Genomic DNA, 23,046 nt, shown 5'->3' with positions numbered 1-23,046 from the left:
TACTGTATAACAACAAATTCTTAACTACTTTTGTGCAACTTTGTATTACTTTAATCTAGATGATCGAAAAGTTGCATCATTATTTTAAATTTCGTATATGCTTAAGGAAAGTTCTAGCGAATCTTTTAGGTTTCTATGTTTGAGAAGTTTACTAATAGAGCAAAGCAAGTGATCAAACTCGCGAAAAAAGAAGCTCAAAGATTAAATCATAATTATCTAGGCACTGAACACATACTCTTAGGCTTACTCAAACTAGGTCAGGGCGTCGCTGTTAATGTCCTCCGTAATCTAGGTATTGACTTTGATACCGCCAGGCAAGAAGTGGAAAGATTAATTGGTTATGGACCGGAAATTCAGGTCTATGGTGACCCGGCTCTTACAGGAAGAGTGAAAAAATCTTTTGAATCAGCAAATGAAGAAGCCAGCATTTTAGAACACAATTATGTAGGCACTGAACACCTTTTACTAGGTATTTTAAACCAATCTGACGGAGTGGCCTTACAAGTGTTGGAAAATTTGCATGTCGACCCTCGAGAAGTTCGCAAAGAAATTCTCAAAGAACTGGAGACTTTTAATCTACAACTCCCTCCTTCTTCGTCCTCTCATTCCCGAGGTTCTTCCTCTACATCCAAATCCTCCTCTCTAGGACATACCTTAGGTAGTGATAGAAGTGATAAATTATCTGCTTTAAAGGCCTACGGCTATGATTTAACAGAAATGTTTAAAGAGTCTCGCTTAGATCCTGTGATTGGCCGATCCACAGAAGTAGAGAGATTAATTTTAATTCTTTGCCGTCGTAGGAAAAATAATCCTGTGCTAATTGGTGAAGCAGGTGTAGGGAAAACAGCTATCGTTGAAGGTTTAGCTCAAAAAATTGTTTCTAATGAAGTTCCTGATGCTTTACGTAAAAAACGTCTAATTACTCTAGATCTTGCATTAATGATTGCAGGAACAAAGTACCGCGGACAGTTTGAAGAGCGCATTAAAGCCGTTATGGACGAAGTGCGCAAACATGGAAATATTCTTTTATTTATCGATGAATTACATACTATTGTTGGTGCTGGTGCTGCTGAAGGAGCAATTGATGCTTCTAATATCCTAAAACCTGCGCTTGCTCGTGGAGAAATTCAATGTATTGGAGCTACAACTATTGATGAGTACCGCAAACACATTGAAAAAGATGCTGCCTTAGAACGTAGATTTCAAAAAATTATTGTTCAGCCCCCCAGTGTAGAAGAAACGATAGAAATCTTACGTGGGTTAAAAAAGAAATATGAAGAACACCACAATGTAGCGATCACAGAGGAAGCATTGAAAGCTGCAGCTACATTATCAGATCAATATGTACATGGGCGTTTTCTTCCAGATAAAGCTATTGATTTACTTGATGAGGCTGGAGCTCGCGTACGCGTTAACACTATGGGGCAGCCTACAGAACTTATGAAGTTAGAGGCTGAAATTGAAAGTACTAAACAAGCCAAAGAACAGGCTATTGGCACTCAGGAATATGAAAAAGCAGCTGGGCTACGTGACGAAGAGAAAAAGCTCCGTGAACGCCTTGCAAATATGAAGCAAGAATGGGAAAATCATAAGGAAGAACATCAAATTCCGGTTGATGAAGAAGCTGTAGCCCAAGTTGTCTCTTTACAAACGGGGATTCCTTCTGCAAGATTAACAGAGGCAGAAAGTAACAAGCTCTTAAAACTGGAAGATACTCTTCGTAAAAAAGTTATTGGTCAAGATCAAGCTGTGAAAAGCATTTGCCGCGCCATTCGTCGCTCCCGCACAGGAATTAAAGATCCTAATCGACCTACAGGATCCTTCCTATTTCTTGGTCCTACAGGAGTAGGAAAAACCCTATTAGCTCAGCAAATCGCTATTGAAATGTTTGGTGGTGAAGACGCCTTAATTCAAGTCGACATGTCCGAATATATGGAAAAATTTGCTGCAACAAAAATGATGGGATCTCCTCCAGGATATGTTGGTCATGAAGAAGGAGGCCATCTTACTGAGCAAGTCCGACGTCGTCCTTATTGTGTAGTCCTGTTCGATGAGATTGAAAAAGCGCATCCAGACATTATGGATTTAATGTTGCAAATTTTAGAACAGGGCCGTCTCACAGACTCCTTTGGTCGCAAGGTGGACTTCCGTCACGCCATTATTATCATGACTTCGAATTTGGGAGCAGATTTAATTAAAAAAAGTGGAGAAATTGGCTTCGGTTTACGATCTAATTTCGATTATAAAGTCATGCAAGAAAAAATCGAAGCTGCAGTAAAAAAACATTTAAAACCAGAGTTTATTAATCGTTTGGATGAAAGCGTAATCTTCCGGCCTTTAGAAAAAGAAGCCCTTTCTGAAATCATCCATCTAGAAATTAATAAGCTCGATTCCCGATTAAAAAATTATCAAATGGCGCTCAATATTCCCGATTCTGTGATTTCTTTTCTGGTTACGAAAGGACACTCTCCAGAAATGGGGGCTCGGCCCCTACGTCGTGTTATTGAACAATATCTCGAAGACCCTCTTGCCGAGCTATTACTTAAAGAGTCTTGTCGCCAGGAAGTCAGGAAATTACGTGCTCATCTGATAGAAGATCGCGTTACTTTCGAACGTGATGAAGAACATGCTGAAGACACGGGAGAAAAACCAGCAATTACTACGTCTGAGGAAGCATAGGGACATCGATAATCCCTCCTCCCAAGCAGGTATCTCCTTGGTAGAAGGCTATGGTTTGGCCTGGTGTAACGGCCTTGACAGGTGACATAAATTGTACGTGAGCCCTTCCCTCGCTGTCAAGAGAAACTGCGCACTCCTCATCATCACTACGGTAACGCACTTTTGCGCTGCATTTCATAACAGGATCTGGAGATACTAGCCAGTTGATTTCTCTCGCTACGAGTTCTTTTCTGTATAAGAGTGGGTGATCTTCACCACGAACAACATAAACTAGATTTTTTTCCATATCCTTACCCACTACATAGCATGGCCTGGGTGATCCTCCTAAGTTCAATCCACGACGTTGTCCTACAGTATAATAATGAGCTCCCTCATGTTGGCCCACCACACATTGAGAGTCATAATCGATAATGTTTCCTGGAGCATTAGGGACAAATTTCTCAAGAAAATTTCTGAAAGGACGTTTACCTATAAAGCAAATACCTGTGCTATCTTTTTTCTCTGCGGTCACCAAACCTGCTTCTCTAGCAATAGAACGTACTTGACTTTTTGTCATTTCACCCAAAGGAAAAAGCACATTGTTCAAAAACTTTCTTCGCGTACCGCAAAGAAAATAACTTTGATCTTTCTGAGAATCTTTTCCTCGTAACAGCTGCGCGCCCTCAGCAGTTGTGTGCAGACGACAGTAGTGCCCTGTAGCAAGATAATCTCCACCAAGTTCACGAACTTTCTTTTGTAATAAATCAAATTTAATTTCCCGATTGCACAGGATATCTGGATTTGGTGTGTATCCCTGGGAATACTCTTTAAGGAAATGGGAAAATACCCGATCTCGATACTCACGGGCAAAAGATACTGTATAATAGGGAATATTTAACTGTTCTGCTACGCGCTCAACATCTTCATAATCTTTAGCAGCAGAACACCTACCATTGCTATCCTCTTCTTCCCAATTCTTCATATAAATTCCTATAAGACGATAGGAAGTATATTTTTTCAGAAGATAAGCGGCTACTGAAGAATCAACTCCGCCGGACATCGCAATAATAACTATTATATTCATAATCAACTATAAATAATACAATACTGCAATACTGTATATTAAACATTGAATAAAATGAATATTTTCTTTAATTTTATTTTCCTATGATTTTAAGGAATGGCGTGGCGCATTACACTTCTACTTCCCTTTCTCCCGATCTGCTTTCTCTACCCAGCCAATACTCTCTTTTATTTAATGCCGATAGAGAGGATACAACTATACAAACTAAAGTTGCTGTACTGATTAAACAAAGTTCTTTTGCTTATATTCTAGCTATCATTCTTTTAGTTGGAGTAGTCGCCGGCAGTGCAGCATTGCTAGCTTCAGGATTTATTTATTCGAGTCTGCCTGAAATAGTGGCAGGAATTTTACTTATGATTGTTTCTTGTGCCTGCATTACTTTATTAATTAACGCCATTCGCCTACTGAAGTGTCTTCCTTCTAAAGTGCAAGAAACAATTACACAATTGAAAAGCAAAACCTCTTCACTATCCTCCTTTCAATTACTTCAGAAAGCGTATTCTCAATTAATTTCTACAATTATAAGAAATGAAACGCACTTAGAACAATTAAAACAAGAAGAACAATTACTCAAGGAATATTTTAATAAATGGCAAGAACTTACTCTCCCTCCTCAATTCCTTGATAAAATGCAACCACCCCCTCTAGCTTGAGCAGTCTCTATGACGTTACCTATATCCCCCCTTCCTTCGCCTACTATAAACACCCACGAACCCAGACGAAAAAAAACTGTAATTTTTCTTCTCCCTTGGGATACCTACCGTGCGAACTTAGTATTCTATAATACGATATGCCTAGCCTTAACTCTTCTTGCTTGTCTAGGGATGACCGCCCTGATGAGCTATGCTGTACTATATAATCACTGGTCACTATTTGGAATCAATTTAGGAATCATCGTTCTTTTGACTGCCGTAGCAACTATTTTAAATTTCCCTTTAAAAAATAAAATCCTCGGTTCTCAACTCATAAATGAAATTTCCCAGGATATCCTAGAGTCTGGTAGGGACTCTGCAGAAAAGTTTCGTTCTACGTTTATTAACATACGGAAAAATTTTATTCCTAAAATGGAAACATGGTATAACCAAATACAAAATATGCAAGAGAATATCGTCTCCAAAGAAACTCACATTCGTGAATTATCACATACTCTGGATACCATGGTACAAGAGAAACGCAAAGAATTTAATCTAATTCAAGAAATACATCCGTCTACCCCACAAATGGAAGCATTACATAAGCTCATTCAGTTCTGGGAACAATTTAAGAATACAAATTAGCTATTCCTTAGCAAGGAAAGACATCACTCACGATTTCCTTCGGACTCCATCAATTTCTGCAAAGTGAACTGCAAATTCTTTAAAACAGTTAAACAAGCATACGTAGAAGACTGCACATTATACCAAATAGCTATTAGAGCCTCGGATCCCTGTCCTGCTTGCAATTTAATCTCCTTAGCCCGGCGTAACTGTTCTAATGTCTTTTGTATTTCTTGTTTAATCGCATGGATTTCTTTTTTTAATGTGACAAGCTCTCCCGCTATTCCTTCAGTTAATAAAATCTGATCTTCTCTTTCTAAATCCACATGGGCACTCCAGAAGTTTTCTAACTGGCGCGAGCCTCTAGGGTGCCAGGAATCACCAAAACTCTGTTCTTCAACAGAAAGCATTGAGTAATCACCTATCACGAGAGATTCTTCGCGATCTCTTCTACGTCTTTCTTGTGCAGCACGTTTACCTTGAGTAATGAGATCATCAAAGCCTTCTGATCTATCCTCCTGTTCTCCTACTCTTGGTACTCTTTCATTGTCCGATAGCTGGCTCAATCCTTTTTCTAACATTGCAGCACGCCGATCATAACCCCGATGCATAAATCGCAATTTAAATTCCATCTCTTGAAGCTGTTCTTGAAGATATCGAAGCTGTTCCTCTATAGAGGTATATTTTTTGTAAATAGGCTGAGATAATTTGGCAACCTTGATTTCTGAATGCAATGTCTTTGCTAATAACTGTAAAAGAGTGTCTTGATATTTTGTCATATCCTTTAACAATCGAATATCTATGATCCCTATCAACTCGCGATACAACTGTTGCTTGTTTGTTTTTGTTCGTTTAAGAATTTCACGCAATCCATAGGATAATCCCATCACAGCAAGACCGATACCTAATGTAGCAGAAACAAGTAAAGGAAGAGCAAGAATACCTCCAGGAAGGAGAGCAGCAATGATAGCGATACAGGCAATACCCCCAACAGCCAACCCTACAGTAACCCACTTATGAATTCTCTCCATACCTTTGCTTAAATCTTTGAATTTTAAAGATAGCGCGCCTCCTGCTCGTGGTAATGCATTCGCAATACTCATTCCTATGTTGACTAGAAAAGCATTTTTCACCTTGTAACTTTCAATGTTATCCTTGCTTTCTACTATAATTTCTTCTTGATGCGCTTCTTGACGCTCTTTCAATAGATCAATACTTGCGCGATAATTTTTAGAAATTCTCTCTATTCCTTGTAGAATTTCCTCTCCGTCCTTTCCTGCATTTTTAAAAACTTCACGAGTATGACTACTGAGTGTTATGTCCAATGCTTGCAATCTCTCTACCATGGCATCGTAAGAAGCCCTAGATCCTAATTTTTCTTTATTCTCAGAGATAGCTGTATGCATAGAAGACAAGTAAAGTTGATCCTGGTTCTTTTTCTGAGAATGTTCTTTAATACTATCTACCAAGGCTCGTACAGAAGAAAATAGAAGAGCACTTCCTACACCCAGGAATAATCCGACTACTCCCATAACGATAGGCAATCCTGCAGGAAATGCCACAAAAGCAGCAGATGCAACTAGTACTGCAAGTACACCAAGAATAACTGCTGTAATCTGCAAAGCACGAACAGCTTGAGGATGCTTATTAAGAAAGGATTTCCCCACATCCACATTTAAAAAACTTGGTGTATTTTGTACAGGCTTCATATTTAATAAGAAAAAATAATTAATTATCTTATTTAAATAATAGACTATACTAACTATTAATTCTAAAAACTAAATATATGAATGAGAAAAAACCATAAGAGACAAAAAAACAGAACCCCTTTAGATTCTGCTTTTTACACTACCCTATACTCTGCCAAAAAAGAAATTAAGGAGTTGTTGTCCCCCCGGACTGTGTTGTCGAATCAGCCGAGGCATTACAAATAATAATGGCACCAATAATAATAGCGAGTACTGTTACTGCCATCGTACATATGGATATACTTGAGTTAGCACGTCGTTTAGAAACACAAGAGTCGCATGGCCAGTCAGTTTCTCTAGAATCACATCGATATTGTTTAGCTTTTATATAACTATTAACATTAGTATTTCCGGCTGAGGAAGCCTCCTGGAAATAATTTTCTGTAATATCTTGTTTTTCTGATCGTTCCCTAGAACCCGTTTTTTCTTGTTTTCCTGGTTCTCCTGCAAGATGAGTTGTTTCTAATTTTGCTGCTTTAAGAGCTGCTGCAGAGGCGCGACGAGAATGCGCTGTTTTTTGCTCGCGTAGATGAGAATTCACAGATGCATTGCGTTTCACCTTAAGAGCTGCTGCTTTTTCCACATCGTAGCGTAGTGTAGAAGTCACACTGCCCCCACGAGGAATTTTGCTATCCTTTAAACGCGTTTCAAGCGCACTGCGAGAGGATTTTCTTTTGGAAATCCTTTGTTCTCTAGCGAGTTCCTGAAAAAGCCTTTCTTTTTCTTCTTTAGAAATCTTACTAATATCGAAATGCGTTAGAGCAGCATCTACACATTTATCCACTTGAGATGGTTCCTCTTGAGATACCTTGTGCTGAGGCTGGACTTCCCTTTGTTTAACAAAAATAGTCTGTAAAAATGAAGAATTTGGTGTTTTCTGCGCTTCTTTTACACAAGATTTTTGCTTTACTCGCTTCAGACGAAGCTTTCCTTTCTTAGAGGACCCTTTGCAGGACTTATTTTCAGCGGCATGAGCTTGAGCCTGTAGGACCTTTTGTTTCTTTGATTTAACTTGAGCCTGTAGGACCTTTTGTTTCTTTGATTTAACTAGTGAAACCTCTTCTTTTTGAGAACCTACACTCTTTACTTCACTATCTAAACTGCATAGAGGTTGCGAAGAAGCTATAGAACAAACCTTAGCAGGAACCGTAAGGTTAGCGTGGCTTACAGTATGAGTAAAAATTAATAAAATAGAAAGCATTGCCAGTTGCGAAACACGCTTAGAGCTCATCATGCTGCTACTATCTCCTAGATCAGCCTATGAGATCACCATAACAACAATGGGACTTTTTTCACAACTTGGACTTACAAATCTTTTATAGAGATTGATTATCAATGAATTTGCGATTCCCAATTCTTAATATAGGCTAAAAGTTGGTCCTTGTCTGGGTAATTTGTTAGAAAACTTCGTGCTTCTAAAGACATAGCCAGGTGCACAATTTTATTAACTAAATTCAAATGACTTTTGTCTTGTGAAGCAAAAAGAAAAAAAAGAACATAAACGGGTTTATTATCAAGAGCTCCAAAATCAATGCTTTCAGAAAGAAACATGGGAACGACAATGTCGTAATGGGAATTAATTAAAAAATCCTTAGTATGGGGAAGAGCAATACCCTCTCCGATACCTGTAGACATCAGATTTTCTCTGTAAGTCAACATATCGAAAAGCACATCCGCATCTAAATTAAATTTCTCTGCAATGTAAGAGGAAGCATAGTATAAAGCCTCTTTCTTATTCTTCACAGAAATATCGCGGATTACTCCCCCACGATAAATTGCTTTATATAGACTATATTTTAAAGAAAGATCACGAAACTCGGGGTGTACGAGAGCCCTTTCTCCTTCTAAAAACGCAGGATTATTAAGAATCCAATCTTCAATTTCTTCACGATTAAAGCGATGCTCATTATTCATGCTATAGCTAGGTATCGTGCCTTCATCCATCCAGCGCCGCACAGTATTTTCAGAAACATCTAATAAAGAAGCAAGTTCCTCTAATTTTAAATCCATAACCCTATATTCCTAAAAATACGTTCATGACTTCTTCTATTGTCTGTACCTGTAACAACTTTTGACGCCGAGATTCATCTTTTAAAGAAAGAGTAAGAGCAGATAGTAACTGTAAATATTCTGTTTGGGCATTATCGGGCCCTCCGATTAAAAATATTAAACGTACTAAAGCTTCATCTATAGCATCCCAGAGAATCCCTTGAGGATGAATACCTATGACAATGAAAAAGTTAGAACAACTAGCTAACTTCCCATGAGGTATAGCAATACCCATGCCAATACCTGTGGACATGATATTTTCACGCGTCAGTAAAGCTTGGAAAAATTCTTCTTTACTTTCAAGAAAACCTGCAGAACTCGCAAGATCAGTAAGATCTTGAAGAATCTCATCTCGCGAACTTTTATTCAGAAACATAACCAGCTTGGGAGATAACAGAGAAAATAACGAAAAATCAGATTGGTGCTTACAATAGCAAGGCATATTACTTTTCTCCAGTATGCCCAAAACCCCTGCTTCCTCTAGCTGTTTCTGCTAATTCCTCAGCGGTATCTATAGCTATAAATTTAGCTTGCACTACAGGAGCCATAACTGCTTGGGCAATACGCATTTTTGGTTCGATAATAAATGTGCTCTCACCCATATTTGCTAGGACAACACAAACTTCTCCACGATAATCCGAATCAATCGTTCCTGGAGAATTAAGAACCGTAACACCATACTTTAAGGCTAATCCACTTCGAGGACGCACTTGCACTTCATAACCTGAGGGAATTTGCATTTTTATCCCTGTAGGAATTAATAAACGTTGGCCTGGAAGCAAAGCTATGGGTTCTTTAATATTTGCTCGAAGATCTGCTCCCGATGCACCTTCTGTAGCATACTCTGGAAGATCGACTCCAGACTCTAGTTCACAAAATATAGCCATAAAAAGCAGCCGTTGTTACATAAGTAACGGTTATGATGTTTTATTCACAGTCATCTGTCAATAAAAAATTTCTTTTAGGAATAAGGGATAAAATTCTTAGAAATTTTACTCTTGGCTACCCAGTGTATTCTCAGGAAGAAAAGTAATCAAGCAAACTCTGCACAGTACTTTTTAATTGTTTTCTTTCGACTACTTTATCAATCATCCCATGCTCTAATAGAAATTCAGACTTCTGTGCACCTTCTGGCAGGTCTTCACCAATCACTTGAGCAACAACTCGAGGACCTGCAAAACAAATAAGAGCCTTAGGTTCTGCAATAATCACATCGCCTAAAGAAGCAAAAGACGCAGTAACTCCTCCGGATGTGGGGTTAGTTAATATAGAGATATAAGGTAGTCCTGCCTCATGAAGTTTGGCTAGTGCCGCCGATGTTTTAGCCATTTGCATAAGTGAAAATACCGACTCTTGCATTCGCGCTCCACCTGAAGCACAAACTATAATCACGGGAAGTTGGGATACAATTGCCCTTTCTATCAGACGTGTGAGTTTTTCACCTACAACAGCCCCCATGGAACCTGCCATAAAATTAAAATCCATGACTCCTAGAGACACGGGATGATCTCCTATCGTACAAAGACCAACTAAAATCCCCTCGCTTTCTGTATTATCTTTACGGGCTTTTGCTAAGCGACTTTGGTACGTTGCAGTATCCACAAACTTCAAAGGATCCTTAGACTTCAAGTTGGTATACAGAGGACGCCAGGAATCCTTATCTGCAAGCAATTGAATTCTTTCTGTTGCAGTAATACGATAGTGGTAGGAACATTTAGGACAGCAATTGAAATTCTGGCCTAATTCATTAGCATGAATCATCTCATGACAATGCGTACACTTTAACCAACCACTAAAACCGTCAGCTTTAATTTTTTGCACTTTAATCTTAGGTTTGTCGTAAGAAAATAAACGCACACACCACCTAAATCCAATTTTCTAAAGAAATAATTTTAAATTAAAGCTATTAACTATACAATTAAAATCATTTTTTAATTAGTCATATCAGAAAATCTTTCTTCAATATATCCCCAATTAATTATTTGAGGAATTGCTTTCAAATAATCTAATCTAACATTTTTATATTGGAGATAGTAAGCATGTTCCCATACATCTACTCCCAATAGAGGAAGTTTCCCAGTCGTTGCCTCTAGGGGATCTTGGTTTACTGTTGCATGTAGCATAAGCTCTCGTTTTTTGGGACAAAAAGCTAACCATGCCCAACCTGATCCCTGAATAGGAGCGGCGAATTCAATAAAATTTTTTAAAAAGTTATCAAAAGTTCCCCAAAATCTTTCAATAAGCTTGAGTAGCTCATGCTTAGGAGGAGTACCCCCTCCCTGACCTATGGGAGCTAACATTTCCCAAAACAGAGAATGATTAATGTGTCCCCCCCCATTAAAGCGTAATGCAGGCTCAAGAGAAATGATTCGTGTAAGGTCCTGCTGCTGATTGGCAAGATCCATCTTCTTCAAAGCATCATTCAAATTATTCACATAACCTTGGTGATGCTTTTGGTGATGTAAAAACATAATTTCTTCACTAAGTACCGGCTCCAAATCGGCATAATCATAGGGAAGTTCGGGTAGAGAATAGGAAAGGGTCATGAGGAAATCCTTCGTGTTTATTCAGAAACTTTTAAGAATATAATTTAAGAAATTATTTTTCTATAAGCAGCATAGACGCTTAAAATTAAGAAAATGCAAAAGGGGCTCACTCGAGCTACCAAGTCCATGAAGATATTCTCTCAAGAAAAGATATCCAGAAACCCTAGAGAGGTAAATTTCTCTTGAAACTCTTCAATAAAGGCATTGAGCAGATGCAGACTCTCACGTTCCCTATGAACCTGCAATTGCTTATTCTTTTCAATCGTGGGGTAATGATTTACTATTTCAAAATAAAATTTCACCTTCGATTCTGTCCCTGAAGGGCGAATGATAATTCTGCCTCCATTCTGATAATAATAACAAAACATCGAAGTCTTAGGAAGAGACAGGGAATATGTGGTATTCTCTGCTATATTTTTCCCCTCCCCCTGAGAATAATTTTCAAATCTTTGTACTGAATAACTTTTTAAAGAGATCGTTGAAGGATGACTTTCTATAAGCTTCCCTAGGCGCAGGGTGATTTCTTCATTTTCATATTTATTTAAAGACACGGCAAGAGTCTTATTCATAAAATATCCATGTACTTCGTACAAATCTAGAATCGCATCGCGCAGTGTTTTCCCTTGCAACTTCTGCTGCAATGCTGCTTCTGCAATAAGCGCAGCAGAACTCACAGCATCTTTATCTTCCACTTGGGTTCCGTACAAATAACCGTACGATTCTTCAGCTCCAAAAATATAGTGGGCTTCACTACCTCTCCACGCCTCAATTTTCTCTCCTATATATTTAAATCCCGTAGCAACATTAACAATACTTCCCCCATAAGAATGGGTAATTGCTGTCAGCATTTCTGTAGTCACTAAACTTTTCACTACTCTATCCTCCTTAGTCAGAGGAGAGCGTGCTGCCAATGCACTGAAAATATGATCAACAAGTAAACATGCGATTTGATTCCCATTGAATATATAAGCTTCATTACCATCTAAACACACAACTCCCAAACGATCAGCATCAGGATCTGTGGCAATAAAAATATCATCACGATTGCTAAGCATTTGGGAGATTCCTAATTGCAAAGCCTCTGGATCCTCCGGATTGGGAATAGATACAGTAGGAAAATCCCCATCAGGGACTGCTTGTTGTTCTACAAGATGCACTTGACTAAATCCCCAATCTTTCAATACCTGGGGAATAAGAGTAACTCCTGTTCCATGTAATGGAGAGTAACTTACGTGCATCGCGGGTCCTGAAAGACGGTTATCTTCGGGAAACAAAGATAAAGCTTTCACCACTTCTCTATAATGGTTTTCCTGTTCTTTTCCTATACTATGGATATACGCATTCTCCAAAGAATCAGCGACCAGGACCTGATCCACACAAGCTACCTCTTCGATAATCTCCTGATCCAACGGAGGGAGAACTTGTCCTCCGGAAGCCATATAGACTTTATACCCGTTATATTCTGGGGGGTTGTGCGAAGCAGTAATCATGACTCCTGCTAGAGCTCGTTCTTCTCTAACAGTAAAAGAAACTAAAGCTAAAGGCTCGGGATCTTGAAACAGCAATGCGTGAATATGATTTGCTGCTAATACTTTTGCTGTTTCCTGAGCAAAGTCTAGAGAATTCTTACGTGTATCAAAACCAACCACAACACGAATAGGATCCCCTGAATGAGGGTTTTTTCGTTTCAATACTTGAGATAGCCCTTGGGTGGCCCTCCTAACTGTAAAAGCATTCATTCTATTCGTCCCTAATCCCATAGGGCTACGTAATCCCCCTGTGCCAAAAACCAGAGTTTTTCCAAATAATTCATCAAGAGATTGAGGATCCTTTTCCACTAGGAAATGAATTTCTTGCTTGTCCTCAGGATTACAAGACAGCCAGGCAAGGATGTTTTTTACAGTTACGGGGTTAGGGAGAGCTTCTATTTTCTCTTGCAGATCTTTCATGAAAGTTCCTAAAACATACTTCCTGATATTTTTTACTTGTCATAGCATAAAAATATCTCTAGGCAAACAATTTCGTTCCATTACTTGAAGAAATATAAATTTTTACTGAATAGGAATTCCCGCAGATGAAAAAATAAAAAGAAGAGCGGGTTCTTGTAATTGGGCAGAATATTGCTCAGGATACGTTCCTACAAAAAAAACTCCCTGACCACAGGCATTCCCTGATAAACAAAGTAATAATTGGCAGTCCTCTGTGCTTTCTGGAAGCTTTTCTCCAGGGAACACCCAAAAATCCCCTACTAAAGAAACTTTGGGACGATGGATAAGTTCTGCAGCAAAAGCCGCTAAACGCCGCTTCTTTACTAAAGCAGAAACTTCGGGAACTGAGCGAAAAACATTTTTTCTCCACCGAAGACTCTGTACATCTTTGGCAACTGTTTTTATAAACTCTTTTAATTTTATTTCTAAGGCAAGACAATCCTCAGAAGAAACAAGATCTTCAAATATTATGCTGCCTTGACGTTGAAAATGGCGTAAGTGTTCTAGATGCAGAACAAACTTCATGTTCACTAATTTTGGAGAATGTAATTAAAAAGTACTATAGACTTTAAGCCATTTTCCTCCTATAAAAAAGCTCTAGCAATCAAGTACGTAACTCTGAAGCTACCCTATGGACATACCAATCAATATCAAACAAGTTGAAGCTAAATTAAATTTTACTTTTACACAGCCAAAACTATTGATCACCGCGCTCACGCACCCTTCGTATAAGAATGAGTCTCCAGAAAAAATTGAGGATAATGAACGTTTAGAATTCTTAGGAGACGCTATTTTATGCTTAATAGTTACGGAACACTTATTCCTACTGTTCCCTTCTTTGGATGAAGGAACACTATCAACAGCAAGATCTGCCCTAATTAATGCCCATTCGTGTTGCCAATATACCGACGCCCTAGGCCTAGGTGATTATCTTCTCATCGGGAAAGGAGAAAAGCTGCAAAATACACGAGGCAGAATCTCAGCATATGCAAATCTATTTGAAGCTATTTTAGGAGCCGTGTATCTTGATGGAGGCTTAGCTCCTGCAAGGCAAATCACTGTTCCCCTATTACCTGAAAAAGCAGATATCCTTCCCCTAATGCTTGGAAACCCTAAAAACCGTTTACAACAATTGACGCAAAAATACCAACGTATCCTACCTGTATACCAATGTTCTTCTTCTCAAAATTCTCCGGGATATCACGTGCAAGTCTTCGTTAATAATGAGATTTGGGGAGAAGGGTATGCCTTATCAAAAAAAGAAGCTGAAAAACTCGCAGCACAAAAAGCACTAGAAACTCATGAGTACAAAACTAAAAATACAATGGACATGTAATGTTTGTGGCGCACATACACCTAAATGGTTGGGGCAATGCCCCGGGTGTTTGCAATGGAATACTTTAAGTGAGGAAAAAGTATCCCCCTCGTTTCAAAGAAAAAAAACATTGTCTCAAACTACAGCTATTTCTTTAAACCATGTGGAACTGTGTGAACAAGAACGTTTACCTATAGGAGAACCCGGCTGGGATCGCCTTTTAGGTGGGGGAGCTGTGCGCGGAAGCCTCTCCTTGTTAGGGGGGGATCCTGGAATTGGGAAATCTACGCTTTTATTACAGATATCAGCAAAATTTGCTCACCACAATTACAAAGTATTGTATGTCTGTGGAGAAGAATCGGTAACGCAGACATCTCTACGTGCACGACGTTTAGGAATTTCTGATGCCAATATCTATCTTTTTCCCGAAACGAACTTCGATGATATTAAACAGCAAATTTCTTCCTTACATCCAGATATATTAATCATTGATTCCATACAAATTTTATTTCATCCAGGTGTTCAAGCTTCTCCTGGATCTGTAGTCCAGGTTCGTGAAATTACTACAGAACTTATGCATATTGCTAAACAATCACAAATCACTACTTTTATTATTGGTCATGTAACGAAGTCTGGAGAAATTGCCGGTCCCAAAGTTTTAGAACATCTTGTCGATACCGTACTGTATTTTGAAGGAAACTCTCATGCAAACTACCGCATGGTTCGTTCTGTAAAAAACCGTTTTGGCCCAACAAATGAGTTGGTCATTCTATCTATGCATGCTGATGGATTGAAAGAAGTTCTGAATCCTTCAGGATTATTCTTACAAGAGAAAATTACTGAAACCTCGGGTTCTATAATTATTCCTATTGTCGAGGGATCTGAAACCTTTCTCATTGAAATGCAAGCTCTAGTCTCCCCATCTCCTTTTTCTAACCCCATAAGAAAAACCTCTGGATTTGATGCGAACCGTTTCCTCCTCCTCTTAGCCGTTTTAGAAAAACGCGCTAAAATTAAGTGCCACACAGCAGATGTGTTTCTTTCTATAGCAGGAGGATTAAAAATTACAGAACCAGCTGCTGATTTAGGAGCAGCTTTATCAGTGACTTCATCCTTATACAACCGCTTAGCGCCTACAAACGCGACTTTTATGGGGGAAATTGGTTTAGGAGGAGAAATCCGTCACGTCACCCATTTAGAAAGACGTTTAAAAGAAAGTAAACTTATGGGATTTGAACAAGCGATTATCCCTAAAGGACAAATAGCCAGCCTTTCTTCAGAAATTAAGGAACAATTAACTATTCGAGGAGTAGCCACAATTCAAGATGCTATCCGCATGTTACTCTGACCCTTTTTTATCGGATTTCTGTTTGGGAAAGCGCCCCCTACGTCTAGCCTCTCGAAAATCTGCTTTAGCTAAAGCTCAAGTACAGGAGTGTGTCTACTTATTACGCTCCTGGTACCCCAAATTATGGATTCAGGATTATACCGTGGATACTCAAGGAGATGAAGATAAAACCACACCTCTATACTGTGTAGAAAATTCTAATTTTTTTACTGATTCAGTGGATGATCTCGTACTCCGCGGTATTTGTCATCTTGGCATTCATTCTGCCAAAGACCTCCCCTCTCCTCCAGAACTACCTGTTGTCGCGATTACTCGTAGTCTTGATCCTGCAGATATGCTGGTATACAAAGAAGAGTATGTAAAAAAACCTTTTCCTAAGAACCCCAAACTCGGCAGCTCCTCTCCCCGACGCAGTGCCATACTAAAATCAATATTTCCACGGGGACAGATCTTAGATATCCGCGGTACCATAGAAGAAAGACTCTACCAACTAGAATCAGGAAAATATGATGCAATTATCGTTGCTAAAGCAGCTCTACTGCGCTTACATATTACTCCTCCGTATGTCCAAAAATGCCCTCCCCCCTACCATCCTCTCCAAGGATGCCTAGGTATAACAGCATCAAAACATATAGCTGCTTGGAAAAAGTTTCTTTCCCCTATTCATGTACCGAATCCTTTTCTACCTCAGGTAGGTTTGTTACTAGAGAATACACCATCTACTTTCAAAAAACGTGTAGGACAAACTCTCTGATCTAATCCGAAGAAAGGGGGATTCGTGTTCTTGCTTAATCAATTTATTTCTGTCTTTATAACGAATTTGCCTAATCTAAAATTCGATTATTCTCTACCTTGTCTTATAGGTAAAGGATGCACCATCCTTCTTTTAGCTATAAATAATAGAAATTAAAATGAGGGACAATTTCCAAGACTTTGTACTATAATCAACTTAGAAAAAGCTTTCTTAGGCTCTCATAAATTTATGCATGCACATTGGAAATATTTCATCTAAAAATTCTGAAAAGAAACTAGTCAACTAAATTAAATAAATACTATCGTGCAAGAGTACATTTAAGGTATCCATCTATGTCGGCATCCTCCTATCAAGTCTCTTCTAGAAAATATCGTCCTCAAACCTTTGCTGAAATCTTGGGACAAGACTCTGTGGTCACTGTCTTAAAAAACTCTCTTCAGTTTCACCGTGTGGCTCATGCCTATTTATTTTCGGGGATTCGCGGAACGGGGAAAACAACAGTAGCAAGAATTTTTGCCAAAGCTCTGAACTGTACCTCCCTAACAGAGAATTATGAACCCTGTAACTCCTGCTGCCAATGCCAAGAAATCTCTTCAGGCACCTCCTTAGATGTAGTAGAAATCGATGGTGCTTCCCATCGAGGTATAGAAGATATCCGCCAAATTAATGAAACTGTGCTTTTTACTCCTGCCAAATCCCAATATAAAATTTATATTATTGATGAAGTGCACATGCTTACTAAAGAAGCTTTTAACTCCCTACTAAAAACTTTAGAAGAGCCTCCTCGTCATGTAAAATTCTTCCTTGCCACAACAGAAACTCACAAGATCCCAGGAACCATTTTAAGCCGTTGTCAAAAAATGCAACTAAAAAGAATTCCTGAACTCCTTATTGTGGATAAACTCCTTTCTATTGCAAAAGAAAATCATATAGAAGCTTCTCGAGAAGCTCTTCTACCTATTGCACGATCTTCTCAAGGAAGCTTACGTGATGCAGAATCTCTTTATGACTATGTCACGAGTTTATTTCCTCAAACACTGTCTCCTTCTTCAGTAGCAGATGCTTTGGGATTATTACCCCAAGATGCTCTGACTTCTCTAACAGAAGCGATTCGAACTAAAAATTATACCGAAGCTCTGCTTCCAGTAACCAAAGCAATCAACTCTGGAGTTGCTCCCATTACCTTTTTACACGATCTCACGATGTTTTATCGTGACTTGTTAGTGTATAAAGAGGATACCAACTCTCCTCTAGCTCTACTAAGTCAACACTATTCCTATGAATGCTTACTAGAAATTATTGATTTTCTGGGAGAGTCTGCAAAATATCTGCAGCAAACAATTTTTGAAAAAACCTTTTTAGAAACAGTCATTATTCATCTTATTCGCATATACCATCGACCCTCTCTTGAAAATCTGTTATCCCAATTAAAGACAGAAGTATCTCCCAAGTCAACTCCCAGTACCTCTTTCCAACCGTATCCACCCGAAGATCTCACACAACCCAAAGCTCATTACAAAAACCAAAGTTTTCTATCCCCTCCCGCACCAACAAAAGAACCTCTTTCTTCCCCCACAGGAGGAGCAGCTATAGATACATTATTACAATTTGCCGTTGTCGAATTTTCTGGAATTTTAACCAAGGAGTAAACCATGGGCAGTGGATATGCTAAAAAGAAAAAAGAAGCCAAAATCATGGAACAACAATTTCTTGAAATGGAGGCAGCTCTAGAAGAAAAACGTTATGAAGGACAAGCAGGAAACGGCTTAATTTCTGTAATCATTAATGGCAAATGCGACCTCATTTCTGTAAAAGTTCAGCCACAATGTTTAGATCCTGAAGAACCTGAAGTTGTCGAAGATCTCTTTCGAGCTGCTTTTAAAGAAGCGAAATCTGCTATGGATAAAGAAATGTCCTTAATGCGAGCTGGAATGCCTTTTTAAATTAATAGCGTTCGAACTTCCTCACAAGTCCGAGCTCTTAAAAGCTTTTCCGCACACTCAATACAATCACTTAAATTTAATGAGGCTATCCTCATACGTAATTCTGGAACTACGGGTATAGCCACGGATAATTCTTCAACTCCCAGTCCTAAAAAGAAGGGAGTTAAAGAAAGATCCGCTGCGGCTTCTCCACAAATAGAAACAGAAATCTCTCGTTGTTTTGCACTACAAACTACACGACGAATCATGCGCATGACTGCAGGGTGTAGAGGTGTATTCAAATACGGAGGGGGCACCAACTCTCGAAGATTCCCTAAAGTATACTGCATTAAATCATTCGTTCCTATAGAAAGGAAATCACATTCAGAAAGGATTTCATCTATCATCATTACTGCCGAAGGAAACTCAATCATACATCCCAAGGAAATATTATCAAAAACATACTCCTCTACAGAATGGCGTAGCATATCTATGCGGCGTTTAACCTCTAGAATTTCTGCCACATCAGCCACACCTGGAATAAGTATTTTTAAGGGGCCGCATGATGACGCAGCTAAAATTGCTAATAGTTGTTGATCCAGTACTCCCGTATTTTTTAACAAGTACTGTACAGAACGCTCAGGTACCACATCTTCCCCCGGACAGGGCTTATCCTCACTAAAATCAAACAAACGTAATACTGGGCTTCGTTCGGAACATACAGCTAATTCCTGATAAACATGTACTTGCTCTGCATATGTAGGTAACCTATCTTCCGCAATCGCTAGAAACTCAGACCGAAATAATCCTATGGGTGTTTTCGGAAGGCTACCTGCAAGCATATGAATTTCTTCAAGGCTAGCTGCATGCGCAGACACTATAGTAGAGGATTCTTCTTGCCGTGCATAGAATAGCGTTGCATTGCACAAAGTACTTTTCTTATTATAATAGCTTTCCAAGGTTTGCGCTTTCGGATTAAAAATGATTTCCCCACGAATCCCATCGATAAATACCAGTTTGCCAATATATTCTTGGATCTTATCCCAATTTTCCTGAGAAAGATTGGCCAAATAAGGAATATTCTTTGCTCGAGATACAATTGCTGTATGCGATGTAGGGGCTCCTACTAAAGAAACAAAGCCACGAATATAGGCGGGATTCGCACTTGCAACTTGTGAAGGAGCTAACTCTTTAGAAAAAACAATAATATTTTGATCTAACTCTCCTAGTGGACTCTTACGTTGGCAGCGCAAATATCCCAGAACACGATTGGAAATATCATGAATATCTTGAACACGATCTAAAACTGCGGAAACTCCCTGAACAGCTGTTAAAGATTCTTCTATCTTCCCCATCACAGAAGAAAACACATACTCAGCATTTTTACGATCTTTCCTAATCGTATTGACAACCTCTTCTGTCAAAATAGGATCTTTAATAATTTCTAAATGGGCCTGTAAAATAGAAGTAATTTCTTGTTGATCCTGCTTACTATGTGCTTCCTGTTCTAAAGCAACAATATCCAACTTAGAACGATTAAGTGCTTTGTAATAACGATGTATCTCATGTTCTACCTCCTCTTGAGGTAGAGTGAGTTCATGAATTTGCAATGGAGAAGAGCCTAAGAAAAAAGCCTTACCTATAGCCACTCCTGAAACTATAGCCATACCAGGAATCCGCCATTCCTCTGTTGTTTCTATAGAACGTGCTGGCATATTCATCTACAATTCTCCAAATCCCGAATCAAAAGCGTTCTGTAATTTCTGCAATACACGATAAGCATTCTTCCCACGAATGCGCACATAAATCTTTCCATTTTGTGGAGCACCTAATATAAGGATACTCATGATACTCTTGGCATTCACCGTTTTCTCAGCATAGGTAAAACTCACCTCACAATCTTCGCCAGCTAATAACTTAACAATAGCACTTGCAGGACGCACGTGAACCCCCGAAGCATTCTTTACCACACACGTGCCTGTGCACTCTTCTTCAGGATCATAACAAGTTGTGGCTATTTCTTGTCTCTCACCAATATCTAAACTATGCTCTTTAAATTCTCCCACTATCAAGTCCTTCACTATATAAGCAAATAATTCTCTAACCATAAAAGGAAAGAAGCATACTGACTTGTAGTTAAATGCAAAAGCTCTAAACTTTCTAAATTTCTATAAGTTAAACTTTCTTCGCTTAATAATATATTGGGTGAAGGAAAACCTCTACGCACTTCATTATCAACAAGAAAACACTGATAGGTTAAAGGAGCGGCATAACCGTAAAAAGGAAATAGTCCAAGAGATGTGCAATTGTCTTCAGGAGAAATCTTTTCTAAACGTATTAACAATTCACGTAGCTTATACTGAGCCTTAGCTAAGGAACGATAAGAAAAAATACCCTCATCTTCCCATTTCCCAAAACCATTGTGAATACTAAAAAAGCGAATATAATCTCTGTCCCCTAAATTAGGGAAAAACAAATTTTCGGCGTCTATTAAAGGGGGATTGCCTTGAAATCCATAGCGTCCGTGATTAAACGTATAAAACATCCTGACATGATAAGGTTCGTTAGCATAACGGTAAACATAGATATCTAAGCTATCTAAGAAAGAAAAAAAACGACAAATACCAGGATAATGGTTATTATTGATCCCTAAAGCTGTAATCCAATACTCTTGGAAAAAATCTATACGATCTTTTTGTGTTAACCCTACAAGTTCATACCAACCTCTGGGTAAACGCGGAACTTTGTGAGAAATAGCTTCCCAAGACATTTCCTCTCGCAACTGTTCAACAGAATACACTTCTAACTCAGAAGAACACAATATTGATGTCAATGCGTTTGAGAGATTTTTCATATCCTACTCTTCAATATATACATTCCCTATGGTTAGGGTTAACTAATAAATGCCAGTGTTTCCAAAAACATCACCCCTTCTGTATTTGCTCTCTTTATTGGCTATCAGGGCTCCTATCCCGTCCCTACCCCGCATGTGGTGCTATCCTTTTAATCATCCTTCATCTTTTTACACCAAAAAAACAACCTAAATACCAAATTCTTCTCGGGATCTGTTTTCTTGTTCCTTTGTTTACCTGTTCTCCTCCCCCTCTGCATCACGCAGGACCAGCTTCTGGAAAATTTTTTATTAAATATAAATACAAAAGAGAAAATTCCTACTTAGGAGAAGCTTTAGTTCTTAACTATCCTTGTGGAACAACCTACCGCCAACTTCCTTCTTGCATCATTCTTAGCGCTACCCCTCTAGAAATTGGCAAGAAATACTATCTACAAGGAGCAAGAGTACACCATACATCTCAATTTATTTTTCAGTCTAATGATCGGCCACGCGCCATACTCCCGTCTAAAATCTCTCAATGTCACAGCTATTTGCGACACTTATGTGAAAAAAGACTTCTTCATCTTTTCTCTTCTCAAGATGTAGGAAAATTCGCTTCTAGTTTGGTTCTAGGAACCCCCCTCCCTTCCCAAATAAAGAAACACTTCCAAAATAAAGGACTTGCTCATCTATTTGCAATTTCTGGTTGGCATTTCTCCTTACTTTCCTCAGGAGTGTTTATCCTACTTTCCTTTTTCCCTACAAAAATAAAGTGTGGACTAGCTTTACCCATTCTTTCTCTTTTCACTCTACTCTTTCCCTTTTCCCCCTCAGTATGGCGTTCCTGGGTCTCTTTTGTTCTTTTTTGTATCTCTCCCTATTTTTCAGGAAGCTGCTCCTCTCTTAACCGTCTAGGTGTAGGTTTTATAGTATGTTCTTCTATATTCTCTATCTATCTTCCAGACTTCTCTCTAAGTTTTCTAGCTACTTTAGGCATTCTTCTTTTTTTCTCCCGTTTATTTTACTTCCTCTACTCTCCTTGGGAACAGATGGCACCTTCCTATTGTCAACCTATTTTGCGCTATATTCTTGGATCTATTTCCTTATCAATTTCTTCACAAATTTTCCTAATATTTCCCATAATGAAATTTTTTGGTTCCCTACCCTTAGAAGGTTATCTTTATAATCTCTTCGTTCCCCTAATCCTTCTGCCCCTATTTTTTCTTATTTGCTTTTCCTTTTTTCTTCCTTTTTTTGCGCCCATAACAGAATTGTACATTCACTACATTCTTTCCTTTCCCTGGCTATATTCTTCTAATATTTTTCTTTCACTCTCACTTCCTTTTCTATCCCCACTACCTTTAACTCTCCTATTCTCTATCCTTTTCTTAATTGGAATAGGTTTAGAAAAAACACAAACTACAAATATCACGCAATAAATCTTAAGAAGATAGGTATTTTCTATTGTGAATTCTCTGAATTTCTTTTAAAATTTTTTTGCAATCATTTCCTAACCTATAAAAAATAATGATTCCATCTCCAACA

At 38.6% G+C, this 23,046-nt stretch carries 22 protein-coding genes; 9 read left to right on the top strand and 13 right to left on the bottom strand.

The genetic code is table 11. The features are described 5' to 3' along the window. Positions 1–135: 135 nt before the first annotated feature. Positions 136–2,679: an ATP-dependent Clp protease ATP-binding subunit gene (locus M787_RS03565; RefSeq protein ID WP_021828204.1), complete on the top strand. Its 2,544-nt coding sequence runs from the start codon at positions 136–138 to the stop codon at positions 2,677–2,679. Here the strand turns inward: M787_RS03565 and mnmA are convergent. Continuing rightward, positions 2,660–3,742 (bottom strand): tRNA 2-thiouridine(34) synthase MnmA, encoded by a 1,083-nt coding sequence (gene mnmA / locus M787_RS03560; protein WP_021828203.1) that lies wholly within the window; start codon positions 3,740–3,742, stop codon positions 2,660–2,662. The two genes, M787_RS03565 and mnmA, sit on opposite strands and share 20 nt — an antisense overlap. 101 nt (positions 3,743–3,843) lie before the next feature. Between mnmA and M787_RS03555 the strand changes: the two genes are divergently transcribed. Both M787_RS03555 and M787_RS03550 read left to right on the top strand, forming a co-directional pair. Continuing rightward, entirely contained in the window at positions 3,844–4,395 is a 552-nt protein-coding gene (locus M787_RS03555) for a hypothetical protein (protein ID WP_148660156.1), read from the top strand. A gap of 9 nt (positions 4,396–4,404) precedes the next feature. Further along, positions 4,405–5,019 (top strand): hypothetical protein, encoded by a 615-nt coding sequence (locus tag M787_RS03550; protein WP_021828201.1) that lies wholly within the window; start codon positions 4,405–4,407, stop codon positions 5,017–5,019. Between the two features lie 23 nt (positions 5,020–5,042). Here M787_RS03550 and M787_RS03545 read toward each other — a convergent pair whose 3' ends face one another. From M787_RS03545 to M787_RS03505, 9 genes are all read right to left on the bottom strand, one after another. Further along, positions 5,043–6,707, bottom strand: a complete 1,665-nt coding sequence (locus M787_RS03545) for a hypothetical protein (protein WP_021828200.1) — start codon at positions 6,705–6,707, stop codon at positions 5,043–5,045. Positions 6,708–6,873: 166 nt separating this feature from the next. Beyond that, positions 6,874–7,980 (bottom strand): hypothetical protein, encoded by a 1,107-nt coding sequence (locus M787_RS03540; RefSeq protein WP_040429720.1) that lies wholly within the window; start codon positions 7,978–7,980, stop codon positions 6,874–6,876. 98 nt (positions 7,981–8,078) lie between these two features. After that, a complete protein-coding gene (locus M787_RS03535; protein ID WP_021828198.1) occupies positions 8,079–8,756 on the bottom strand; it encodes a PTS sugar transporter subunit IIA in 678 nt (225 codons plus the stop codon). A 4-nt stretch (positions 8,757–8,760) separates the two neighbouring features. Next, positions 8,761–9,237 (bottom strand): PTS sugar transporter subunit IIA, encoded by a 477-nt coding sequence (locus tag M787_RS03530; protein WP_021828197.1) that lies wholly within the window; start codon positions 9,235–9,237, stop codon positions 8,761–8,763. A gap of 1 nt (position 9,238) precedes the next feature. After that, entirely contained in the window at positions 9,239–9,682 is a 444-nt protein-coding gene (dut, locus tag M787_RS03525) for a dUTP diphosphatase (protein ID WP_021828196.1), read from the bottom strand. Positions 9,683–9,812: 130 nt separating this feature from the next. Continuing rightward, positions 9,813–10,652, bottom strand: a complete 840-nt coding sequence (accD, locus tag M787_RS03520; protein ID WP_021828195.1) for an acetyl-CoA carboxylase, carboxyltransferase subunit beta — start codon at positions 10,650–10,652, stop codon at positions 9,813–9,815. A 74-nt stretch (positions 10,653–10,726) separates the two neighbouring features. After that, positions 10,727–11,341 (bottom strand): superoxide dismutase, encoded by a 615-nt coding sequence (locus tag M787_RS03515; protein ID WP_021828194.1) that lies wholly within the window; start codon positions 11,339–11,341, stop codon positions 10,727–10,729. A gap of 140 nt (positions 11,342–11,481) precedes the next feature. Beyond that, on the bottom strand, positions 11,482–13,290 hold the full coding sequence (locus M787_RS03510) for a phospho-sugar mutase (RefSeq protein WP_021828193.1): 1,809 nt from the start codon (positions 13,288–13,290) through the stop codon (positions 11,482–11,484). Positions 13,291–13,392: 102 nt separating this feature from the next. After that, entirely contained in the window at positions 13,393–13,854 is a 462-nt protein-coding gene (locus M787_RS03505) for a DUF5070 domain-containing protein (protein ID WP_021828192.1), read from the bottom strand. Positions 13,855–13,960: 106 nt separating this feature from the next. On the opposite strand from M787_RS03505, the gene rnc reads away from it, so the two are divergent. The 5 genes from rnc to M787_RS03480 all read left to right on the top strand — a co-directional run bounded on the left by rnc (position 13,961) and on the right by M787_RS03480 (position 18,689). Further along, positions 13,961–14,665 (top strand): ribonuclease III, encoded by a 705-nt coding sequence (rnc, locus tag M787_RS03500; protein WP_021828191.1) that lies wholly within the window; start codon positions 13,961–13,963, stop codon positions 14,663–14,665. Further along, the gene (gene radA, locus M787_RS03495) at positions 14,631–15,992 is read left to right on the top strand and encodes a DNA repair protein RadA (protein WP_021828190.1); all 1,362 of its coding nucleotides are present in this window, start codon (positions 14,631–14,633) and stop codon (positions 15,990–15,992) included. The genes rnc and radA overlap by 35 nt, the downstream gene beginning before the upstream one ends. After that, a complete protein-coding gene (locus M787_RS03490; RefSeq protein ID WP_021828189.1) occupies positions 15,970–16,746 on the top strand; it encodes a hydroxymethylbilane synthase in 777 nt (258 codons plus the stop codon). The genes radA and M787_RS03490 overlap by 23 nt, the downstream gene beginning before the upstream one ends. A 332-nt stretch (positions 16,747–17,078) precedes the next feature. Beyond that, positions 17,079–18,395, top strand: a complete 1,317-nt coding sequence (gene dnaX / locus M787_RS03485; RefSeq protein ID WP_021828188.1) for a DNA polymerase III subunit gamma/tau — start codon at positions 17,079–17,081, stop codon at positions 18,393–18,395. A gap of 3 nt (positions 18,396–18,398) precedes the next feature. After that, positions 18,399–18,689, top strand: a complete 291-nt coding sequence (locus tag M787_RS03480) for a YbaB/EbfC family nucleoid-associated protein (RefSeq protein WP_021828187.1) — start codon at positions 18,399–18,401, stop codon at positions 18,687–18,689. On the opposite strand, the gene ptsP is transcribed toward M787_RS03480, so the two are convergent. The 3 genes from ptsP to M787_RS03465 are packed head-to-tail and all read right to left on the bottom strand — an operon-like array spanning position 18,686 to position 21,522. Next, the gene (gene ptsP / locus M787_RS03475; protein WP_394809849.1) at positions 18,686–20,383 is read right to left on the bottom strand and encodes a phosphoenolpyruvate--protein phosphotransferase; all 1,698 of its coding nucleotides are present in this window, start codon (positions 20,381–20,383) and stop codon (positions 18,686–18,688) included. The two genes, M787_RS03480 and ptsP, sit on opposite strands and share 4 nt — an antisense overlap. Before the next feature lie 6 nt (positions 20,384–20,389). Continuing rightward, complete coding sequence (locus M787_RS03470; protein WP_021828185.1) at positions 20,390–20,776, bottom strand: HPr family phosphocarrier protein; 387 nt, start codon at positions 20,774–20,776, stop codon at positions 20,390–20,392. Next, positions 20,749–21,522: a hypothetical protein gene (locus M787_RS03465; protein WP_040429718.1), complete on the bottom strand. Its 774-nt coding sequence runs from the start codon at positions 21,520–21,522 to the stop codon at positions 20,749–20,751. The genes M787_RS03470 and M787_RS03465 overlap by 28 nt, the downstream gene beginning before the upstream one ends. Here M787_RS03465 and M787_RS03460 point away from each other — a divergent pair. Further along, a complete protein-coding gene (locus M787_RS03460; protein ID WP_040429715.1) occupies positions 21,495–22,940 on the top strand; it encodes a ComEC/Rec2 family competence protein in 1,446 nt (481 codons plus the stop codon). The genes M787_RS03465 and M787_RS03460 overlap by 28 nt on opposite strands. Positions 22,941–23,046 lie beyond the last annotated feature (106 nt).

This window comes from Chlamydia gallinacea 08-1274/3, assembly GCF_000471025.2.
Lineage (GTDB): Bacteria > Chlamydiota > Chlamydiia > Chlamydiales > Chlamydiaceae > Chlamydia > Chlamydia gallinacea.
This window is presented reverse-complemented; position numbering and strand designations above follow the sequence as displayed.

What these genes read in the sequence shown, in the direction of transcription:
- M787_RS03565 (WP_021828204.1), top strand. Translation starts at nt 136, where the DNA reads ATGTTTGAGAAGTTTACTAATAGAGCAAAGCAAGTGATCAAACTCGCG.
- mnmA (WP_021828203.1), bottom strand. Translation starts at nt 3,742, where the DNA reads ATGAATATAATAGTTATTATTGCGATGTCCGGCGGAGTTGATTCTTCA.
- M787_RS03550 (WP_021828201.1), top strand. Translation starts at nt 4,405, where the DNA reads ATGACGTTACCTATATCCCCCCTTCCTTCGCCTACTATAAACACCCAC.
- M787_RS03545 (WP_021828200.1), bottom strand. Translation starts at nt 6,707, where the DNA reads ATGAAGCCTGTACAAAATACACCAAGTTTTTTAAATGTGGATGTGGGG.
- M787_RS03540 (WP_040429720.1), bottom strand. Translation starts at nt 7,980, where the DNA reads ATGATGAGCTCTAAGCGTGTTTCGCAACTGGCAATGCTTTCTATTTTA.
- M787_RS03535 (WP_021828198.1), bottom strand. Translation starts at nt 8,756, where the DNA reads ATGGATTTAAAATTAGAGGAACTTGCTTCTTTATTAGATGTTTCTGAA.
- M787_RS03530 (WP_021828197.1), bottom strand. Translation starts at nt 9,237, where the DNA reads ATGCCTTGCTATTGTAAGCACCAATCTGATTTTTCGTTATTTTCTCTG.
- dut (WP_021828196.1), bottom strand. Translation starts at nt 9,682, where the DNA reads ATGGCTATATTTTGTGAACTAGAGTCTGGAGTCGATCTTCCAGAGTAT.
- M787_RS03515 (WP_021828194.1), bottom strand. Translation starts at nt 11,341, where the DNA reads ATGACCCTTTCCTATTCTCTACCCGAACTTCCCTATGATTATGCCGAT.
- M787_RS03510 (WP_021828193.1), bottom strand. Translation starts at nt 13,290, where the DNA reads ATGAAAGATCTGCAAGAGAAAATAGAAGCTCTCCCTAACCCCGTAACT.
- M787_RS03505 (WP_021828192.1), bottom strand. Translation starts at nt 13,854, where the DNA reads ATGAAGTTTGTTCTGCATCTAGAACACTTACGCCATTTTCAACGTCAA.
- rnc (WP_021828191.1), top strand. Translation starts at nt 13,961, where the DNA reads ATGGACATACCAATCAATATCAAACAAGTTGAAGCTAAATTAAATTTT.
- radA (WP_021828190.1), top strand. Translation starts at nt 14,631, where the DNA reads ATGAGTACAAAACTAAAAATACAATGGACATGTAATGTTTGTGGCGCA.
- M787_RS03490 (WP_021828189.1), top strand. Translation starts at nt 15,970, where the DNA reads ATGCTATCCGCATGTTACTCTGACCCTTTTTTATCGGATTTCTGTTTG.
- dnaX (WP_021828188.1), top strand. Translation starts at nt 17,079, where the DNA reads ATGTCGGCATCCTCCTATCAAGTCTCTTCTAGAAAATATCGTCCTCAA.
- M787_RS03480 (WP_021828187.1), top strand. Translation starts at nt 18,399, where the DNA reads ATGGGCAGTGGATATGCTAAAAAGAAAAAAGAAGCCAAAATCATGGAA.
- ptsP (WP_394809849.1), bottom strand. Translation starts at nt 20,383, where the DNA reads ATGCCAGCACGTTCTATAGAAACAACAGAGGAATGGCGGATTCCTGGT.
- M787_RS03470 (WP_021828185.1), bottom strand. Translation starts at nt 20,776, where the DNA reads ATGGTTAGAGAATTATTTGCTTATATAGTGAAGGACTTGATAGTGGGA.
- M787_RS03460 (WP_040429715.1), top strand. Translation starts at nt 21,495, where the DNA reads ATGTCAATGCGTTTGAGAGATTTTTCATATCCTACTCTTCAATATATA.
- M787_RS03465 (WP_040429718.1), bottom strand. Translation starts at nt 21,522, where the DNA reads ATGAAAAATCTCTCAAACGCATTGACATCAATATTGTGTTCTTCTGAG.